General features: G+C 60.4%; 16 protein-coding genes and 1 pseudogene. 15 read left to right on the top strand and 2 right to left on the bottom strand.

Annotated features, from left to right (window positions below; genetic code table 11):
- Nucleotides 1-315 precede the first annotated feature (315 nt).
- Nucleotides 316-1,140: a C40 family peptidase gene (locus GNZ21_RS16365; RefSeq protein ID WP_414477748.1), complete on the bottom strand. Its 825-nt coding sequence runs from the start codon at nt 1,138-1,140 to the stop codon at nt 316-318.
- Nucleotides 1,141-1,384: 244 nt separating this feature from the next.
- On the opposite strand from GNZ21_RS16365, the gene GNZ21_RS12555 reads away from it, so the two are divergent.
- On the top strand, nt 1,385-1,747 hold the full coding sequence (locus tag GNZ21_RS12555; protein ID WP_157324869.1) for an ArsR/SmtB family transcription factor: 363 nt from the start codon (nt 1,385-1,387) through the stop codon (nt 1,745-1,747).
- 29 nt (nt 1,748-1,776) lie between these two features.
- Here GNZ21_RS12555 and GNZ21_RS12550 read toward each other — a convergent pair whose 3' ends face one another.
- Nucleotides 1,777-2,763: a cation diffusion facilitator family transporter gene (locus GNZ21_RS12550; RefSeq protein WP_229659614.1), complete on the bottom strand. Its 987-nt coding sequence runs from the start codon at nt 2,761-2,763 to the stop codon at nt 1,777-1,779.
- Between the two features lie 179 nt (nt 2,764-2,942).
- Here GNZ21_RS12550 and GNZ21_RS12545 point away from each other — a divergent pair, with 179 nt between their 5' ends.
- From GNZ21_RS12545 to GNZ21_RS12480, 14 genes and pseudogenes are all read left to right on the top strand, one after another.
- The gene (locus GNZ21_RS12545; RefSeq protein ID WP_157324866.1) at nt 2,943-3,515 is read left to right on the top strand and encodes a hypothetical protein; all 573 of its coding nucleotides are present in this window, start codon (nt 2,943-2,945) and stop codon (nt 3,513-3,515) included.
- A gap of 113 nt (nt 3,516-3,628) precedes the next feature.
- A complete protein-coding gene (locus tag GNZ21_RS12540) occupies nt 3,629-4,369 on the top strand; it encodes a DsbA family protein (RefSeq protein ID WP_157324864.1) in 741 nt (246 codons plus the stop codon).
- A complete protein-coding gene (locus GNZ21_RS12535) occupies nt 4,366-5,004 on the top strand; it encodes a vitamin K epoxide reductase family protein (protein ID WP_198346025.1) in 639 nt (212 codons plus the stop codon). Before GNZ21_RS12540 ends, GNZ21_RS12535 begins: the two co-directional genes overlap by 4 nt.
- Before the next feature lie 87 nt (nt 5,005-5,091).
- A complete protein-coding gene (locus GNZ21_RS12530) occupies nt 5,092-5,751 on the top strand; it encodes a TlpA family protein disulfide reductase (RefSeq protein WP_157324862.1) in 660 nt (219 codons plus the stop codon).
- The gene (locus GNZ21_RS12525; protein ID WP_157324860.1) at nt 5,751-6,515 is read left to right on the top strand and encodes a cytochrome c biogenesis CcdA family protein; all 765 of its coding nucleotides are present in this window, start codon (nt 5,751-5,753) and stop codon (nt 6,513-6,515) included. Before GNZ21_RS12530 ends, GNZ21_RS12525 begins: the two co-directional genes overlap by 1 nt.
- Nucleotides 6,515-8,239 carry a cytochrome c biogenesis protein ResB gene (gene resB, locus GNZ21_RS12520; RefSeq protein ID WP_157324858.1) on the top strand — a complete coding sequence of 575 codons (1,725 nt, stop codon included), beginning with the start codon at nt 6,515-6,517 and terminating at the stop codon, nt 8,237-8,239. Before GNZ21_RS12525 ends, resB begins: the two co-directional genes overlap by 1 nt.
- A gap of 2 nt (nt 8,240-8,241) precedes the next feature.
- Nucleotides 8,242-9,363, top strand: a complete 1,122-nt coding sequence (ccsB, locus tag GNZ21_RS12515) for a c-type cytochrome biogenesis protein CcsB (RefSeq protein WP_157324856.1) — start codon at nt 8,242-8,244, stop codon at nt 9,361-9,363.
- 142 nt (nt 9,364-9,505) lie between these two features.
- Complete coding sequence (locus GNZ21_RS12510; protein WP_157324854.1) at nt 9,506-10,342, top strand: helix-turn-helix domain-containing protein; 837 nt, start codon at nt 9,506-9,508, stop codon at nt 10,340-10,342.
- 211 nt (nt 10,343-10,553) lie between these two features.
- Entirely contained in the window at nt 10,554-11,666 is a 1,113-nt protein-coding gene (locus tag GNZ21_RS12505) for an ArdC-like ssDNA-binding domain-containing protein (RefSeq protein ID WP_157324853.1), read from the top strand.
- Entirely contained in the window at nt 11,666-12,610 is a 945-nt protein-coding gene (locus GNZ21_RS12500) for a bifunctional DNA primase/polymerase (protein ID WP_157324852.1), read from the top strand. Before GNZ21_RS12505 ends, GNZ21_RS12500 begins: the two co-directional genes overlap by 1 nt.
- A pseudogene (locus GNZ21_RS12495) lies at nt 12,607-13,366 on the top strand (DUF2637 domain-containing protein). Before GNZ21_RS12500 ends, GNZ21_RS12495 begins: the two are co-directional and overlap by 4 nt.
- A 155-nt stretch (nt 13,367-13,521) precedes the next feature.
- Complete coding sequence (locus GNZ21_RS12490; protein ID WP_188503836.1) at nt 13,522-13,842, top strand: hypothetical protein; 321 nt, start codon at nt 13,522-13,524, stop codon at nt 13,840-13,842.
- Nucleotides 13,843-13,995: 153 nt separating this feature from the next.
- Nucleotides 13,996-14,898 (top strand): hypothetical protein, encoded by a 903-nt coding sequence (locus GNZ21_RS12485; RefSeq protein WP_157324851.1) that lies wholly within the window; start codon nt 13,996-13,998, stop codon nt 14,896-14,898.
- The gene (locus GNZ21_RS12480; RefSeq protein WP_157324850.1) at nt 14,898-15,893 is read left to right on the top strand and encodes a ParB N-terminal domain-containing protein; all 996 of its coding nucleotides are present in this window, start codon (nt 14,898-14,900) and stop codon (nt 15,891-15,893) included. Before GNZ21_RS12485 ends, GNZ21_RS12480 begins: the two co-directional genes overlap by 1 nt.
- The last annotated feature ends 38 nt before the right edge of the window (nt 15,894-15,931 follow it).

Raw genomic sequence — 15,931 nt, 5'->3', positions numbered from 1 at the left:
GAACGAGCCATACCTCATTCTACAACCCAACCGCTTAACTATTTACGAGACACACCACTAGAAAATCACGATGTAACTTCTTAGGTAACATCCTAGTGGGTTGCCGCACGACCACAGGGCATCGGGCACGGCTGCCGAATGAACAATGCTCCCTTTACTCCCGCAGCCTGTAACTTCTGCGGCGATAATGCTCGCTCCGCCTCGATCTGCAAGAGGCGTGGTCCGCCTGGGGCTTGTAGGACTGGGCGGAAATAAGAAGGACAGGCCAGCTGCAGCGCTATAAGTTGCAGCTGGCCTGTCGCGCCGGCAGATGTTTCAGTTCGGGCGGACGATTGCGTTGACCTGGTGCCAGCTTTCGTTGATGCCGTGGAGACGGACTCCACCGGAAGGAGTGGCTGAGATAACTTGGCCATTACCTACGTAAATCGCCCCATGCGTAGTGTTGTTGGCAAGCACGATGTCTCCTGGCTGTGGTGTCGAGACATGCGGGAGGGAGGCTTCCATCCCATACGTGGTACGTGGGAGCCCGCCGCGACCGGCTTGGTTATATGCCCAGTTGATGAACCCAGAGCAGTCGAATCCCGCTGTGGTGGTTCCTCCCCAGAGATACGGAGAGCCAATACCGGCATATGCTGCGCTCACTACAGAGTTATTGTTCGTCGTAGCAGGTTGCTCGGCCTGTTCCTGCGAGGACGCAACCTCAGGTTCAGGGGAAGCGTTCACCTCATGTGACTCCTGCGAGACGGGTTCTGGGTCCTGAGATACCGGCCGAGGTGCTGTTCCTTCAATCGAGGTTTCTTGATGCGTGGATTCTGCAACCTCCGGAGTGGAAGGCGATACAGGTTCTTCAGGGGCCGGGGGCGTCGTTGGGGCAGGTTCGGAGCTAACTATAGGTCGGTCGAAAGTCAGCTCCACGTCTCGGTTAGCAGAAACAGCGACCGTCTGGTTTCCAGATGTTCGTTCCAGGCTCGGTTTTGCAACATCAAGACTTACGGTAGCGACGTCTCGTTCCCCTTCTGAGGGCTCGGAAGCGTGGGCTGCAACTCCAACGCTTGCAACTAATCCAGCGGCAGCGACGGTAGCTGCGGTAGCGCGCCCGGTAAGCGCGACGTTATTGGAGATACGAGCACGCTGAGCCATACGGCGACGCTCACGCCGCGTGGTGGGCAGTGTGGTGGTGACTGTCATGGGAGAGGGGTCCTTATGTCTTTTCGCGGTAGTTGAGTCCCAAGCCGTAGGCAACCAGCTTGGTTGCAGAGTTCCAGCTGCTAGAGAAGAACTCTATAACAGAACCATAACAAATGTAACGAAGAGATAAAGGCGTGTCCGGGTGGCCCGCTCCCGCCCCTGCACTATGCCCTTGGATGCCTTGTACGATCGAGACATGGCCTCATCCAAGGCAATCGAGGACTCCACCCCTCCCGCAAGCGAGCCTACAGCGATAAACCCGGCCGCATCCCTTTTCCACGCACTGGGAGACCGCTCGCGCCTGCTGATCCTGCAGCATCTTCAGCTGGGGGAACACAAGGTTGCTGATCTGACAGAGCACCTGGGCTTATCGCAGAGCACCGTTTCCAAGCACTTGGCCTGCCTTCGAGAGTGCGGTCTCGTGGATTTTCGCCCTGAAGGTCGAGCGTCGGTCTACTCACTGAGTCATCCAGGCGCTGTGTTAGAGCTTTTAGCCTCGGCAGAGAAAGTGCTGGCTCTCACAGGGGACGCAGTGACACTATGCCAGCTACGTGATTAGCGCCGAACCCTCAGTCGCCGCCCCACTGCCTAGGGGTGAGACGCGGATTCAGCGGCACGATGCCCTTCGGTTTCCAGCTGGATGGTGGTGTGGTGGACTGGGACATCGAAGTCTTCACTGAGGCACCGGCGCACTTCATGAAGAATATCCGCGGCATGACCATCCGAAAAACAACTCTCATCCAGGACCACATGGGCACTGAGAGTCGGCAATCCCGAGGCGACTGTTGAGGCATGAAGGTCATGAACCTCCTTGACATGCTGGACGCTCACGATACTCTTTCTGACCTCATCGAGGTCAAGGCCGGTGGGGGTGAACTCCATGAGGATTCGGACGGTGTCACGCAACAGCATGGCCGCGCGCGGAATAATGAGTAGAGCAATGAAGAAGGCAGCAATGGTATCTGCCCTGGTGTAACCAGTCGTGAGCATCAAGATCCCGGAGACAACCACTGCGATAGTACCCAGCGCGTCCATGAGCACTTCTAAGAAGGCAGCTCGCATATTCAGGTTCGCCCCGCGACTGGAAGACAGCACCAGCATGGCAGCTATGTTGAGGGCCAGTCCGATTGCCGCAAAAATCAGCATCTCAGAGGCAGCGACTTCCGGTGGATTCCCCCACCGTTTGACTCCTTCCCAGATGCCGTAGACGCTAATACCCACCAACAGGAGTCCTTGAGCGAGGGCCGCGAGACTCTCCACTCGACGGAAGCCCCACGTTCGCTTTTTGCTCGGCGGGCGAAGCATCAGGGACGCTGCGATCAGGGCGATCAGTAGTCCACTCGAATCGACCAGTGAGTGGACCATGTCTACGAGAATTGCAAGGCTGCCACTGAGCCAGGCACCCAGTCCCTGCGCCAGGACGATGGCGAACACCAGGGCAAAAGCTATCCCCAGCTTGCGTCGAAAATCCGGGGATCTAGCAGCTTCTTCCGGGCTGAGCCCGTGCTCGTGACTATGTCCAGCACCCATGACTTGACCTCCATTCAGCTGGTTTACAATGAATGACGCCTTCATCCCTGCATCGCTATCTGGCCATGTTATGGCTGCATGGGAATCTATTGCAAAGGTGGTGTCGGGTCGCATTCTCAAGACGAAGGGTGCCGCCCCAGTGATGGCCTACTGTTTCTACGTCTTGTAGAATTCTGTGTTGAGTGAGCGTTGCCCGCGCGACCAAGACCTAGAGAGGAGGGAGCATGCCCGGTTCCGCAACTGAGTATGCCTCCAATCTTCGAGGTTTAGGCCGCCTGCTTCGTGGACTGATCATCGGGCTGGTCGCGGTGACATCAACGGCGCTTGCTCACTACCTCATCACTGGTCATGCACCGGCGATGACTACGGCGCTCGTGGCCTTCGCCGCGACCACCCCCGTGGCCATTGCCCTTTCGCGCATTCCGAAGAGCCGCTGCCGTCTCGCGCTGGCTGTCATCCCGGGCCAAGTATTCCTTCATGCTTTGTTCGGGCCCGGCGGTTCGACAGGCCTAGAGGATCATCAGCACCAGTTGCTGGTTCATACTGAACCAGGAGCTTTGCTGGTCCATCTTGGTGCTCTTGCAGTGACCTACGCCGCCATACGGCGGGGTGACGATCTGGTTGAGGTGCTCTTCCTTGTGCTGCAACTGTCGCTGTTGCGCCCGCTGCCAGCTACGCCTCGACACGTCACTTACCCGGTGCACGTTCCGGTCGGGGAGACTGCTTGGGTCCCTGCGGAGTCCCGCCCCGGCGAAGGCCTCAACCCTCTGCGTGGGCCACCGCTTCTTTCTGTCTGAGAGTTAGACGCGCTCGGAACGAGCTACTTCTCTCATTGATGCGCCGCGTTCCTTTCATGGCGCACTCATGCCCTAGGGCAGTACAAGACAGACTCTAAGAACGGATTGGCTGCATGCCTAACACAAATGACCCGACCCCACCTCTCAAAAGTCCCCTTGGGGGCACTGAAAGTAAAGCCGTAGTCCTTCGCTTCCTCGTCGTAGGTGGCCTCGCGGTAGCACTCACCGCGTTGCTTATTCTCTTGTTCCAAAACTCACCCGAAGAGACTGAGTCGGCCGCGGATACGGCGACAGCGAACGCCCCGGCAGTGGACAGTGACCTCATTGTCAGGGAGGACTCGCATCGTCTGGATGATGTTCCCTCCAGCCCCGTGACATTCGTAGAATTCCTCGACTTTGAATGTGAAGCATGTGGTGCTGTTTATCCTGCTGTTGAGGAACTGCGCGAAGAGTACGAGGGCGAGATGACCTTCGTCATTCGCTACTTCCCGCTCGATGGCCATCCCAACTCGCGTCAGGCAGCTCATGCTGTCGAGGCAGCCGCTCGCCAGGGTGAACTTGAGGGGATGTACCGACTGATGTTCGAGACGCAGGAAGAGTGGAGTCACAACGAGGAACCTCAGGATGAAGTATTCCGAGGTTTTGCCGAGGAACTGGGGCTTGATGTCGAGCGATGGGAGGCTGACTACTTCTCGGATGATGTTGCGCAACGTGTTCAGTCCGATTTTGAAGATGCAGTCGCGCTCGGGCTACAAGGGACACCGTCGTTCTTCGTCAACGACGAATTCATCGCCCCAGAGACCTTGACCGATCTCACGGACCCCATTGACGAAGCTCTCAGCAGCGACCAGTGACACCGGATATGTTTCAGACTCCAACAACACCGGACACCCCTGAGAGCCGCCCCGTACCAGGACTTTCTCACCGGTTTACCGGTTTCATCCTCCTGGCTGCTGGCCTACTTGGTTTCGTCCCGTCATTTGTCCTCGCGGTAGAGAAGTACTGGTTACTGATCAATCCGTTCTACTCCCCGAGCTGCACCTTGGGAGAGACCCTGTCCTGTGTCCCGGTTATGACCTCCTGGCAGGCAGAAGTCTTCGGGTTTCCGAACCCATACCTGGGCATCGCTGGTTTTGCCGTTATTGCAGCAACCGGAGCAGCGCTTCTTGGCCGGGCTCAGATGTCGCACTGGTACTGGGCCGGACTGCAGATCGGCGTCACCTTCGGAACTCTATTTGTGGGCTGGCTGATGTATCAGAGCTTGTTCCGCATCCAGGCCCTGTGCCCCTACTGCATGCTCGTGTGGGCAGCGACGTTCCTTTCCCTGTGGTACGTCACTGTGGAGTCTGCGAGTCGCTGGAGCCGGAACTGGACCGGCTACGGGCGCCGCCTGGCACACGTCATGATTCGGCGTCACGACATCGCGATCCTTGCCTGGTTTGTCCTTGTTGGTCTCCTGGTCAATATCGCTGCTTTCAACTTCTCCTGACAGTAAATATCGCTGTTCGCATGGCCTCTTAGCTACACGTCAGTGCCCAAGAACGTACTCCTTACTCCACGAAGGAGGATCTCATCCATGAACTTGCCATATGAGCCTCTAAACCGGCGGCATGCTATCGCCGCCATCAGCCTGACTTCCGCTGCGTTTCTCTTGAGCGCCTGCGGGTCAGACAACGACGACTTAGCCCAACGTGCTTCCAACGACGGTACGAACTACGTAGCCGGGGACGGCTCCGTTGAAGAGTTCGCCCCTGAAAGCCGTGGTGAACCCGTAGCCTTCGAGTCCACTCTCTTCGATGGCACTGAGATCACGGCCGAGACCTTCGAAGGCCGGGTAAGCGTATTGAACTTCTGGTATGCCGCCTGCCCTCCATGTCGGGCCGAAGCTCCTGATTTACAGGCGATCCACGAAGAGTTCGAGCCCGAGGGTGTCCAGTTCCTTGGGGTCAATACCAGGGACACGCAGCCTACGGCTGAAGCTTTCGAGCGAAACTTCGGCATTACTTACCCTTCTATGGAGGATCGAACCGGTCAGGTCATGATGGCGATGACCGACTACGCACATCCCTCCGCAGTTCCTACAACTCTGGTGCTCGACAAGGAGGGACGAGTTTCGGCTCGTATTGTCGGCATCGTGGAACCAGGCACGCTGAGGGCCCTGATTGAGACCGTGCTGGCAGAAAACGGCCCCCCAGCATCCGCCAGCCCAGGAGGCTCCGAGGACGGGTCCGGCTGATGCTGGGGGCAGGTGTGCAGAACAACCCTTTCGCAGAAGTTGTCTTTGATAGCTCTCTCTTTTTGGCTGCGCCTGTGGCGCTGCTTGCGGGGCTGGTGTCCTTCCTCTCACCTTGCGTACTGCCGCTTGTCCCGGGCTACTTGGGATATGTCACGGGATTATCGGGGGCTGAACTTCATCAGCGATCCCGTTCACGTTTGGTTCTTGGCGCGACGCTCTTTGTCCTTGGGTTCACCGTGGTGTTCGTCCTCATTGGCGCAGTCTTTGTTTATGCCACCACGTGGCTGAGGTTTGAAGGTGGCTGGGTGACCCAGGTCCTGGGCGTGCTGGTCCTTCTGATGGGACTGGTCTTCATGGGCGCTTTCGGGTTCCTCCAGAGGGAACGCAAGGTCAACAAACGGCCGCCGGACGGGTTGCTAGGTGCTCCAATCTTAGGGGCTACATTCGGCATTGGATGGGCACCATGCATCGGACCCACACTGGCTGCGGTGTTGGCCCTCACTTATGGGGCGGACCCCACGCGAGGCACTCTCCTGGTTTTCATCTACTGCCTCGGGCTGGGCATTCCCTTCATTCTCATTAGTGCCGGCCTTCAACGAGGTATGCGTACCCTCAAATTCTTCACTCGCCATAAAGCCACCGTTATGCGAATCGGTGGAGGACTGCTCATCACCGTGGGGCTACTGATGATCAGCGGCATCTGGAACCGCTGGGTCTTCGCCCTCCAAGACTGGTTTGCTAACGAGATTGTGTTGCCCATCTGATGAAACAACCTTCTGCACACCAAGATAATGCGCGTGAAGACGCGATGAACGACGCCGAAGGAAAAGCGGCTACAGCGGCTCCGGCGCTGCCAGCGCTAGGTTTGGTTGGCATGCTGCGATGGGCATGGACGCAGTTGACGAGCATGCGTACTGCGCTCATGCTCCTACTACTTCTTGCTGTCGCTTCGGTACCTGGGTCGATCTGGCCACAGCGCGTTCAAGACGCATTTGCCGTTCAACGCTGGATAGAAGAAAATCCGACGGTCGGGCCAATTCTGGACTTCTTCCAGATGTTTGACGTCTATTCGTCCTTCTGGTTCTCAGCCATCTACCTGTTGCTTTTCATCTCCCTGATCGGATGTATCATCCCTCGCGCCCGAAAGCACTGGCAACAGATGCGCTCGGCCCCGCCACGTACGCCACGGAAATTAGAGCGACTTCCAGAGTACGGGGCAGTCGAGCTAGATGATCAGGGGCCTGCACCAGCGCAAGCGTTGGAAGAGGCTGCTCAAGTGCTGCGTAGGCGGCGCTACCGGGTCCAGGTTCGCCCCCAGGACGAGGATCAGCGTGCCGGTTCCATCGGAGCCGAGAAGGGCTACCTTCGAGAAGTCGGCAACATCGTCTTCCACGTGTCCCTGGTCGGAGTCTTGGTCTTTGTCGCACTTGGCGCCATGTTCAGCTACCGAGGACAGAAAGTCATCGTTGAAGGTGAAGGGTTCGTCAACGCACTAGCTGCATACGACAACTTCTTTCCGGGAACCTGGTTCAGTGAAGACCAGCTCGATGCGTTCTCCATCCAGCTCAACGAATTTGACCGTGCCTTCGACAGGCAGGTCACCCCGGAAGGAGAAGCTGGCCCTCAGTGGGGCAATGCCTTGGATTTCACAGCTTGGGTCACGGTTCAGGACGGCACAGATAGGGTTCCTGAAGACGCGACACTGAAAGTCAACGCACCGTTGAACATGGGTGGAGCCAACCTCTACCTGGTGGGGAACGGTTATGCGCCCGTAGTAACGGTCCGAGATGGTGAAGGAGACGTAGCTTTCTCTGGTCCTGTCATCACTCGACCCGACGACGGCGTGTATACCTCCATGATGGTGATCAAGGCACCTGATGCCTCACCTGAACAGCTAGGTTTCCAGGGGCTGTTCCTGCCCACCGCAGTTGATGCCGGCGAGGGCATGGCTGTTTCCGCCGATCCCGAACCTTTCAATCCCGAACTTCACCTCAATGCCTACGCCGGGGACCTGGGCCTCGACGAAGGACTCCCTCAGAACGTCTACGTACTGGAGACCGAGAACTTGGAGGTACTCAATTCTCGGGAAGTAGATGCCGGAGGCATCGTGCTCGCCCCCGGCGAGGTCCATGAACTCCCCGACGGCCTAGGCACAGTGGAGTTTGAAGAAGTACTGGACTACATAGCCATCGACATCACCTACAACCCCGGCGAACTTGGAATCCTCGTCTTCTCTCTCACCGCTACCGCTGGACTGATTACCAGCCTCTTCCTGCGACGGAGACGAGCCTGGGTGGTGGTGGAGAAAACAGACAGCGGTCGCACCTTAATCCGCTACGGCCTATTGGCCCGAGGTGAGGACTTCCGGTTGCGAGATGAAAACGCAGCGATTCGACGCGACTTCGAAAAGCTCTGGCCGGTACGCCCTCCCCAAACGCACATCACCACTGATTCACATGCAACGACCCCCACAGGAAAGCGAGGCTAATCATGCTGACCTTCGGAGCCGTATCTCTTCCGTCGATCAACGTTGAACTGGCTGAGTACTCGGAACTGTTCATGATGATCGCCGCCTTCATCTACACACTGGCGTTCATCCTCTTCACCATCGACACTGCCCAAAGCTCACGAACAATTCGCCGCCTCGAAACAGACCTGGCGAGAGAACAAGAGTCCCTGACCGCACAGCCGATGAAAGTAGCGACAGCGGCGGCTGGACCACCACCGGCAGAAGCCGCCTCTCCCCCTCCCGAACTCAAGGACACCCACAACGGGGCGAGAGACCCAGAGCTGGTTGATGAGGACATGGCCTACATCGGCACAAGACGGCCACTCGCCAATACGGCGATTGCTCTCACCGTTGTCGCGGTGGCTGCCCACGCCTTCGCCGTCGTCTCTCGTGGCCTGGCCGCTCATAGGTGGCCGCTGGGCAACATGTACGAGTTCCTCGTCGGCGCTGCTCTGATCGTAGCTCTGGTCTATCTTCTTGCCCTTCTCAGGCGTGACCTACGCTTCATCGGCTCCTTCGTCCTCGGACTGGTGGTGGCAATGATGGTCGCGGCAACGATAGGTTTCCCTACCCCTATCGGCCACGTTCAGCCAGCACTACAAAGCCCCTGGCTTGCCATCCATGTCTCCCTGGCAGTGCTGTCCATTGGACTGTTCGTCCTCACCTTCGCCATGAATGTTCTGCAGCTTCTTCAATCCCGACGTGAGAGAGCTCTCGCAGAGAACACCGCACAGGGGTGGGGCGGCTTTCTGGCTGGTAGGCAGTTTATGCGACTGGTTCCCAAAGCTTTCTCCTTGGAAAACTGGGCATACCGTATCAACGCCGTTGCCTTTGTCTTCTGGACTTTAGGCCCCATGATTACCGGCGCTGTGTGGGCGCGTGAATCATGGGGCCGTTACTGGGGTTGGGACACGAAAGAGGTCTGGACCTTCGTGATCTGGGTGGTCTACGCCGGGTACCTCCACGCCAGAGCCACCCGCGGATGGACCGGCACACGTTCAGCGTGGCTGAGCATCATTGGCTTCCTGTGCATCATCTTCAACTACGCCGTGGTCAACGTCTACTTCCCCGGGCTGCACTCCTACGCTGGATTACCGGACTGATAAGTCGACCTTCGAGCCAGTGGACACGCCAACACCGCGCTCCCCTATAGCGGTTTGCACAGAAACGCATTTCCGCCCTCTGGACCCCGTAGCTTACGACTATTTCCGGGTGAAGTTCATTAGGAGCGGCACAGCTATTCTGATGTCAGAATTCGGTGAGCGGTCTGTGCGTCAGGGCCAGATTGTCATGCTGGGGACTAACGTGCTGTGCGGGTGTGAACCGGAAGGGCAAGTGCAGGTCACGACCATATTTCTGGATCGAAACTACCTGATTGATCAGGTTTACTGGCAGTATGCAGCGGTACTGGCTGATCGTTTAGAGGCATCCAGATTTCTTGACACGCCCTATATCGAACCAGTCCAGCTGCTTTCCCTAAGCAGGGAAGACGTGGCTCGGGTAGAGCTATCGCTTGATGAGCTTGCTGAACTCAGCGCCAGTGATTTTGCTACCGATCTTGGCGGCGGCGAAAGGTTCTACAGAATGCAAGCGCTGCTGTCCTCTGTTCTGCACATCATCGTGCCCTATCTTCAAATTAGTGCAATGCGCCGCGCACGGACGCAACGCCTCACTACCAAACTCAGATCGGCAAGGCCCACTCGGTTTCAACCGCTTCGCCAGGAAGCTCGTCAAGCTGTTCAGCTTCTCGAAAGCGACCTGACGCGGAAATGGACGTTGGCAGAACTTGGGCGTGAAGTTCACCTCTCACGCTCACGCTTAGCAACAGTGTTTACTGATGCTTTCGGAAAATCTCCCCAGACCTATCTGGCTGTGAAACGAGTGGAGACCATGGCGAAACTTCTGAGGGAGACACCGGTCAGCATCGCCCAAGCTGCTGAAGACGTAGGGTGGCGCAACAGAAGTCACGCAGCAGACATGTTCCGTCGGTACTTGGGAGTAACTCCAAGTAGCTACCGCAAACGACTGCGCGCACGGTCCATTGACCAGGATCGACCTGAGAAACGGTCACCAACAACCTGAGTTTCGGCATTCCCTGCTGAGAAGTCCTAGCGATTCTGATAGGCCGGAAGAACTTGTCGGGTTCACCTTCTGTGTCCCTGACGGTCACCGCCGTACATGTTGTCTGCGATGTCCGTCATCGCCTCGCTGGTCTTCCCGGCGTACCTGCTGGTTGACCGAGCTGCTTCTTGTGGCTCGGTTGGTCCACCGGGTCAGAAGGAAGGCAGCTGCCATGTCGGAGCAACCAACACAGTCCCGCAGCAACCGTGACGCCAAGCTCGATGAGCTGCACGGGCGATTGACTGGTGCGGTCGAGCAGCTGGTTTCGGGTGAGGACTGGCAGCAGGCGATGGCGTTTGCGGCGAGGTTCCGGTCGCGGTCGTTCAACAACACCCTGCTGATCTTCGCTCAGCACCAGGACGCCTACGAGAAGGGTCTGGTGGATGAACCGTCGCCGTCGTATGTGGCTGGGTACAGGCAGTGGCAGCAGTTGGGCCGGCAAGTGCAGAAGGGCCAGCCCGGTTACATGATCTATGCCCCGGTCACCGCCCGGTTCGCCACCAGTGATCCTGCTGATCCCGGTGCGTGGAGGCGGTTGGATCGTGGTGAGAAGCCCCGGGCCGGTGAGGTGGCGCGTTCCCGGATGGTGGGGGCTAAGCCTGCCTATGTGTGGGATGCCGCCCAGACCGCTGGGGACCCGATTCCTGAACCCCCGGCGCCGCAGTTGTTGAAGGGTCAGGCCCCTGCTGGGTTGCACGCTGAGCTGTCCCGGCTGATCCGCGAGCAGGGATTCACCGTCGTTGGGGCAGGGAGTGCTGCCGAGCTAGGTGGGGCCAATGGCATCACCGACTACACGGCTCGCCAGATTGCGGTGCGCTCGGATATGGACCCTGCTGCGCAGGTGAAGACGCTGGCTCATGAGTTGGGCCATGTGTTGATGCATGGGCCGAACCAGCAGGAGGCCCGTGGCCACCGGGGTGTGGTGGAGGTTGAGGCCGAATCGGTGCCGCTGATGATCGGTGCCGCTCATGGAATGGACACCAGTGAGTACACGATCCCGTATGTGTCCACGTGGGCGGCGCAGGTGAAGGATCAGGAACCTGCTGAGGTGGTCAAGGCCACCGGCGAGCGGGTACGCCAAACCGCGCTTTCCGTCCTGGCACAGTTGGATAGCCCGCAAGTGACTGATGGCACCCCGCCGGGGCTGGAGCGTCACCAGCCCCAACGCAGCCGTGCTGTCCGGCAGAGCCCGGAGCCGAAAGACATGCAGAGGGCAGGCATGGAGCCTGATGGGGTGCGGCGTGAACCTGTGGCCTCTGGTGGTGTGGAGAGGTCGGGGTTGTGATGGCCGGGCTGGCTTCCTTCACCCAGGTTCTGATCGACACCCGTGAGGCAGGGCTACCGGTGGCGGCGTCCCAGTTGGCTGCTGCGGGGCTGCCGGTATTCCCTTGTGTGCCCGGCGCGAAGCGTCCGTTGACCGAGCATGGGTTCCACGACGCCACCACCAACCTCGGTCGAGTTGAACAGTGGTGGGGCCGGTGGCCGGAGGCGAATATCGGTGTGCCCACCGGGCAGGCCTCGGGCCTGGTGGTGGTCGATGTTGATGTCCACTCTGAGGCCGACGGGTACCGATGGTTTGGTCGAGCCAACCGTGCCGGGCTGACGGTCGGGTGGGATGTGTTGGTCTCGACTCCGTCGGGTGGGATGCATGCCTATTACCCGGTAGCCCCGGGCACCGAGCAGCAGCGGTCGTGGCAGGCGGCCATGGCGGGGATAGATTTCCGTGGCGATGGCGGCTACATCATCGTCCCACCCTCAGTAGTCCAGTACGAGGATTCTGCTGTGGCCTATCAGCTGGCCCGGATTGCTGGGACTCCGCCGCGGCCTGTGGATGCCTCTGGGTTGCGTCAGTTCCTGGACCCCCGCCCATCACCGGCCTTCCGGCGAACCACACGTGGGCCTCGGCGTGAGGCTGATGTGTCCCGGTTGGCCTCGTGGGTGGCGGCTCGTGGGGAGGGTGAGCGCAACCGGGGACTGTTCTGGGCAGCTTGCCGCCTGGCAGAGAACGACATTCCGGCGGCGGATGCGGTGGAGGTGCTTTCTGCTGCGGCTTCACAGGCTGGTTTGGGGCAGCGGGAAATCGCCGCGACGATCCGCTCGGCCTACCGCACCACCCACGGTGAGACCACCCATGGGCGCGAAGCTGCACCATCAGTGGGGCCGGAGTCGTTTGTCCGCCGTAACCGGCCTTCTGCTGGGCCGTCAGCGCGGGTTCGGGGCATCGAATGAGCACCGGCGGGCAGGTTTCTGGTGTGGGGCACCGGTGGGCGTTGCGCACCGCGGTGGCTGGCACGGTGTTCATCGCCGGGGGCGCGTTCTGGTTGAGCTTCAACGCCCTGGCCGATCTTGCGGCTCGCTCGGGCATCGAGCCGGGCCAGGCCTGGGTGTGGCCACTGATCGTGGATGGGATCATTGTGGTCGCCACCGTCTCTGCCGTCGCTTTGGCGGGTCAACGTGCGGCCTGGTATCCGTGGGCGCTGCTGGCCGGCGGCGCACTGGTCTCGGTGATGGCAAACAGTCTGCATGCGGTGGTGGCCGCTGATGCTGATGTGCCTGGTGTGTTGGCTGCCTCCGTGGCGGCCGTTCCACCGGTGGTGCTGCTGGCGATCACCCACCTGACGGTGATCCTGACCCGCACCATCCAATCCACAACCACCGAGTCCCGCACACCTGCCTCCGGCCCCACGGTCGAAGACGACCCCCAGGCCTCTCCAGGGCCGGTCTTGGATGGGGTCAGCTACTGAAGCTCTCTCCATCTCCACTGAGGCTCCAGTCGAGGATGTATCGGTGGATCGGCGTGCTCGGGCGCGGATGCTGCGGGAGCAGGGGTGGTCGAACAAGCAGATTGCCAAGCAACTCGGGGTTCACCCTTCGACGGTGGGCCGATGGGCAGCAGCCGAGCACCTTACCGATGAACCATCCACCACCGGCAGCAACGGCAGAGCTTCTGTGGGTGGGAACAACGAACAGGGAGAACTGTCATGAACGCCATCAACCCCCACACCCACCACTCCGACCCCAGCGATACCCCTGGGCAGTCCGCGTCCATTCGAGATTCTAGGCCAGCTCCGCAAGGGCCAGAAGCCCCTGCCGTCGCGACCGCGCCGGGTGTCTCTGCCCCCGGTGGACCAGAGGCGACGGTGGGTCCGGGTGGGCAGGGTGTGCCGGATGCGGTGGAGGCCGATCACATTCGCCGCCGCCAGGACCTCGGTGCCGCTGAAGCTCGTCCGGCCCGTGGGGTGGAGTGGATCAGGCCCACCGATCTGATGGCCCGGCACTCTGCTGTGGTCGCTGGCCGCGGCATTGGTTTCGAAGTGGCCTTGGCTCGGCGGGTCCGTGGTCCTCTGGTGGCTCCGGCCCGCCGGTTGGGCAGCCGGGTCGCACAGTTGCCACCGGTGTCGGCGTTCGGGCGTGGGCATCAGCCTCATCAGGTCTCCCGGGGCGCGGTGGGACACAGCTAGGCCCCTTGACAGGGGTTCTGTTGGTGGTGATGACCGATGAGCACAGCAACAACGAGGTTGCCCTACCGGTCCGGCCAGAAGCCGGGCCGGAAAGGGCTCAGGGCTCCGGGTCTTGGGGGTGGGGTGTGCACCTGGTGGTCAGGAGGTACACCAATGCATACCACCACCGACAATCCCACCCCACAGGCGGCCGGCAACACCGGCAACGGGCGCAGCGGACGAACCTTTGAGTCCAGCGCGGGGCTGCGAGCCCTACTCCACCGGTTGCACCAGGCTGGTCCCGGGGCGTGGGAGAACGATGCTGAAGCCGCTGACCTGATGGTGTTCACTGCGGAGAAGTACGCCGCCCTGGCCCGCAAATACGGACTCGACCCCTGGGAGGCGGCTTCTGCGGCGTTTGATGTGATGCGCAGCCGCTCCACCCGGGAAGCGGCTGATCCGTGGGCGGTGGTCACCCATGCGGTACGGATCACCTGCATCGCCGAGGAACGCGCCCAAGGCCTGCTCTGCTCGGTCCACCAGGCCCGCCGCCCGCACATCTCCGTCTTCCATGACCCGGAGCGGTTCAGCGACCGCGAAACACCCCTGAGCGATTATCACCCGGCCTTCCACACCACCGACCACCACCCCGAAGACACCGACGATGCTGAGGATACGACGGCTGAGTCGGAGGTGAGCGCAGCACGCACCGCAGTAGAGGACGCCATCGAGCTGTTCACGTTATTGGATTGGCATCCGCGTACCGCCCGGGCCGGGATCGAACACATCTGCTCAGCATTGACGCGGGCCTCCAGCAGGCAGGCGGCCTATGAAGCCCTGCGGCGGGATAAGCATGCTCGCGCCCTGCTGGACATCCCCGGTGAGTCTTGGACGGCGATGCTCAAAGCCCTGCTGGGCCACCCCGATGCCGCCTACGCGGCCACCAACGCTGGCCGGGGTGTGCTGTTGCGGCTGCTGATCGGTGAGAGCCTGCCGATGCTGCTGCGCGATGAAGACCTCGTGGTGCTGATCGCCTTCACCGCCCCCGGAAAGCCCCGTACTGGTGGGGGTCGGTGATGGGTGAGCAGACCGGGTTCATCGAACTCGACCGCGCGGTAGAGGCCATCACGGTCGGTCCTCGGCACCGCACCGACTTCGGGGACATCGACGAACTGGCCGCCTCCATCGAACGCGAAGGCCTTCTCCAGCCGATCACGATTACCCCCGAGGGGGTGCTGGTGTGTGGTGCACGCCGGTTGGCGGCGATCAAACAGCTCGGCTGGCGGAAGGTCAACGTGTGGGTCCGCTCCGGTATCTCCGACAAGCTCGGTCACCTGTTGGCCGAACAGGACGAGAACACCCTGCACAAACCGCTAACCCAGCAGGAATCCGCCGCCCTCTACCGAGAACTGAAACACCTGATGGCAGAAGACGCCGAGCGCCGTGATGCTGCCACCCGATTCAGCAGCGAGTATCAGCCAGGGAAGAACGGGGGTGGAAATTTTCCACCCCCGTCAAACGGTGTTACTGGGAGGACTCGGGAGCAGGCTGCAGCGATGATCCCCGGAAGCGCCTCCTATAAGACTCTCGAGAAGATCAGCTACCTCCAACACCTCACCACCGACCCCACCATCCCTAGTGAACTGCGCACCCAGGCAGAGCAGGAACTCTCCCGGATTGATGCGGGGGCTCCGGTAGACCCGGCCTACCGGCAACTGCGCGAAGCCGCTGAGGCCGCCCAGCAACAGCGCGTGGACCAGCTGCATCGTCTGGCCGATGAAGCGGTGGCCAAGGCGAAAGCCGCCCCCAAGAAACGCACCACCCCGACCGCAGCCCAGGCAGCAGGGTCAGCAGCGGATGAGTTACCTCGGCGGTATCCGACCCGGGCGTTCTGGGCGACCTGGGGTGAACTGGCCGAGTGGTGGACCCACTACGACCCTGACCAGCTGGCCGCCGAACTGACCGATGAGCAGTACCGCAGCTTCCAGGCCACAGTGGACGGGACACTCGCGTTCGCCGAGCAACTCCACGCCGCACGCGAAGCCCACACTAGTGGTCCGTCTCTGATTTAGCTTGCCATTTCGGTGAGTTTCGCTCGTGCTCGGCGGGT

Origin of the sequence: Nesterenkonia alkaliphila, from assembly GCF_009758175.1 — a bacterium.
Taxonomy (GTDB): domain Bacteria; phylum Actinomycetota; class Actinomycetes; order Actinomycetales; family Micrococcaceae; genus Nesterenkonia; species Nesterenkonia alkaliphila.
Note: the sequence above shows the minus strand (reverse complement) of the source record. Positions and strands in the feature narration are given on the sequence as shown.

What these genes read in the sequence shown, in the direction of transcription:
- GNZ21_RS16365 (WP_414477748.1), bottom strand. Translation starts at nt 1,140, where the DNA reads ATGGCTCAGCGTGCTCGTATCTCCAATAACGTCGCGCTTACCGGGCGC.
- GNZ21_RS12555 (WP_157324869.1), top strand. Translation starts at nt 1,385, where the DNA reads ATGGCCTCATCCAAGGCAATCGAGGACTCCACCCCTCCCGCAAGCGAG.
- GNZ21_RS12550 (WP_229659614.1), bottom strand. Translation starts at nt 2,763, where the DNA reads ATGAAGGCGTCATTCATTGTAAACCAGCTGAATGGAGGTCAAGTCATG.
- GNZ21_RS12545 (WP_157324866.1), top strand. Translation starts at nt 2,943, where the DNA reads ATGCCCGGTTCCGCAACTGAGTATGCCTCCAATCTTCGAGGTTTAGGC.
- GNZ21_RS12540 (WP_157324864.1), top strand. Translation starts at nt 3,629, where the DNA reads ATGCCTAACACAAATGACCCGACCCCACCTCTCAAAAGTCCCCTTGGG.
- GNZ21_RS12530 (WP_157324862.1), top strand. Translation starts at nt 5,092, where the DNA reads ATGAACTTGCCATATGAGCCTCTAAACCGGCGGCATGCTATCGCCGCC.
- GNZ21_RS12525 (WP_157324860.1), top strand. Translation starts at nt 5,751, where the DNA reads ATGCTGGGGGCAGGTGTGCAGAACAACCCTTTCGCAGAAGTTGTCTTT.
- resB (WP_157324858.1), top strand. Translation starts at nt 6,515, where the DNA reads ATGAAACAACCTTCTGCACACCAAGATAATGCGCGTGAAGACGCGATG.
- ccsB (WP_157324856.1), top strand. Translation starts at nt 8,242, where the DNA reads ATGCTGACCTTCGGAGCCGTATCTCTTCCGTCGATCAACGTTGAACTG.
- GNZ21_RS12510 (WP_157324854.1), top strand. Translation starts at nt 9,506, where the DNA reads ATGTCAGAATTCGGTGAGCGGTCTGTGCGTCAGGGCCAGATTGTCATG.
- GNZ21_RS12505 (WP_157324853.1), top strand. Translation starts at nt 10,554, where the DNA reads ATGTCGGAGCAACCAACACAGTCCCGCAGCAACCGTGACGCCAAGCTC.
- GNZ21_RS12500 (WP_157324852.1), top strand. Translation starts at nt 11,666, where the DNA reads ATGGCCGGGCTGGCTTCCTTCACCCAGGTTCTGATCGACACCCGTGAG.
- GNZ21_RS12485 (WP_157324851.1), top strand. Translation starts at nt 13,996, where the DNA reads ATGCATACCACCACCGACAATCCCACCCCACAGGCGGCCGGCAACACC.
- GNZ21_RS12480 (WP_157324850.1), top strand. Translation starts at nt 14,898, where the DNA reads ATGGGTGAGCAGACCGGGTTCATCGAACTCGACCGCGCGGTAGAGGCC.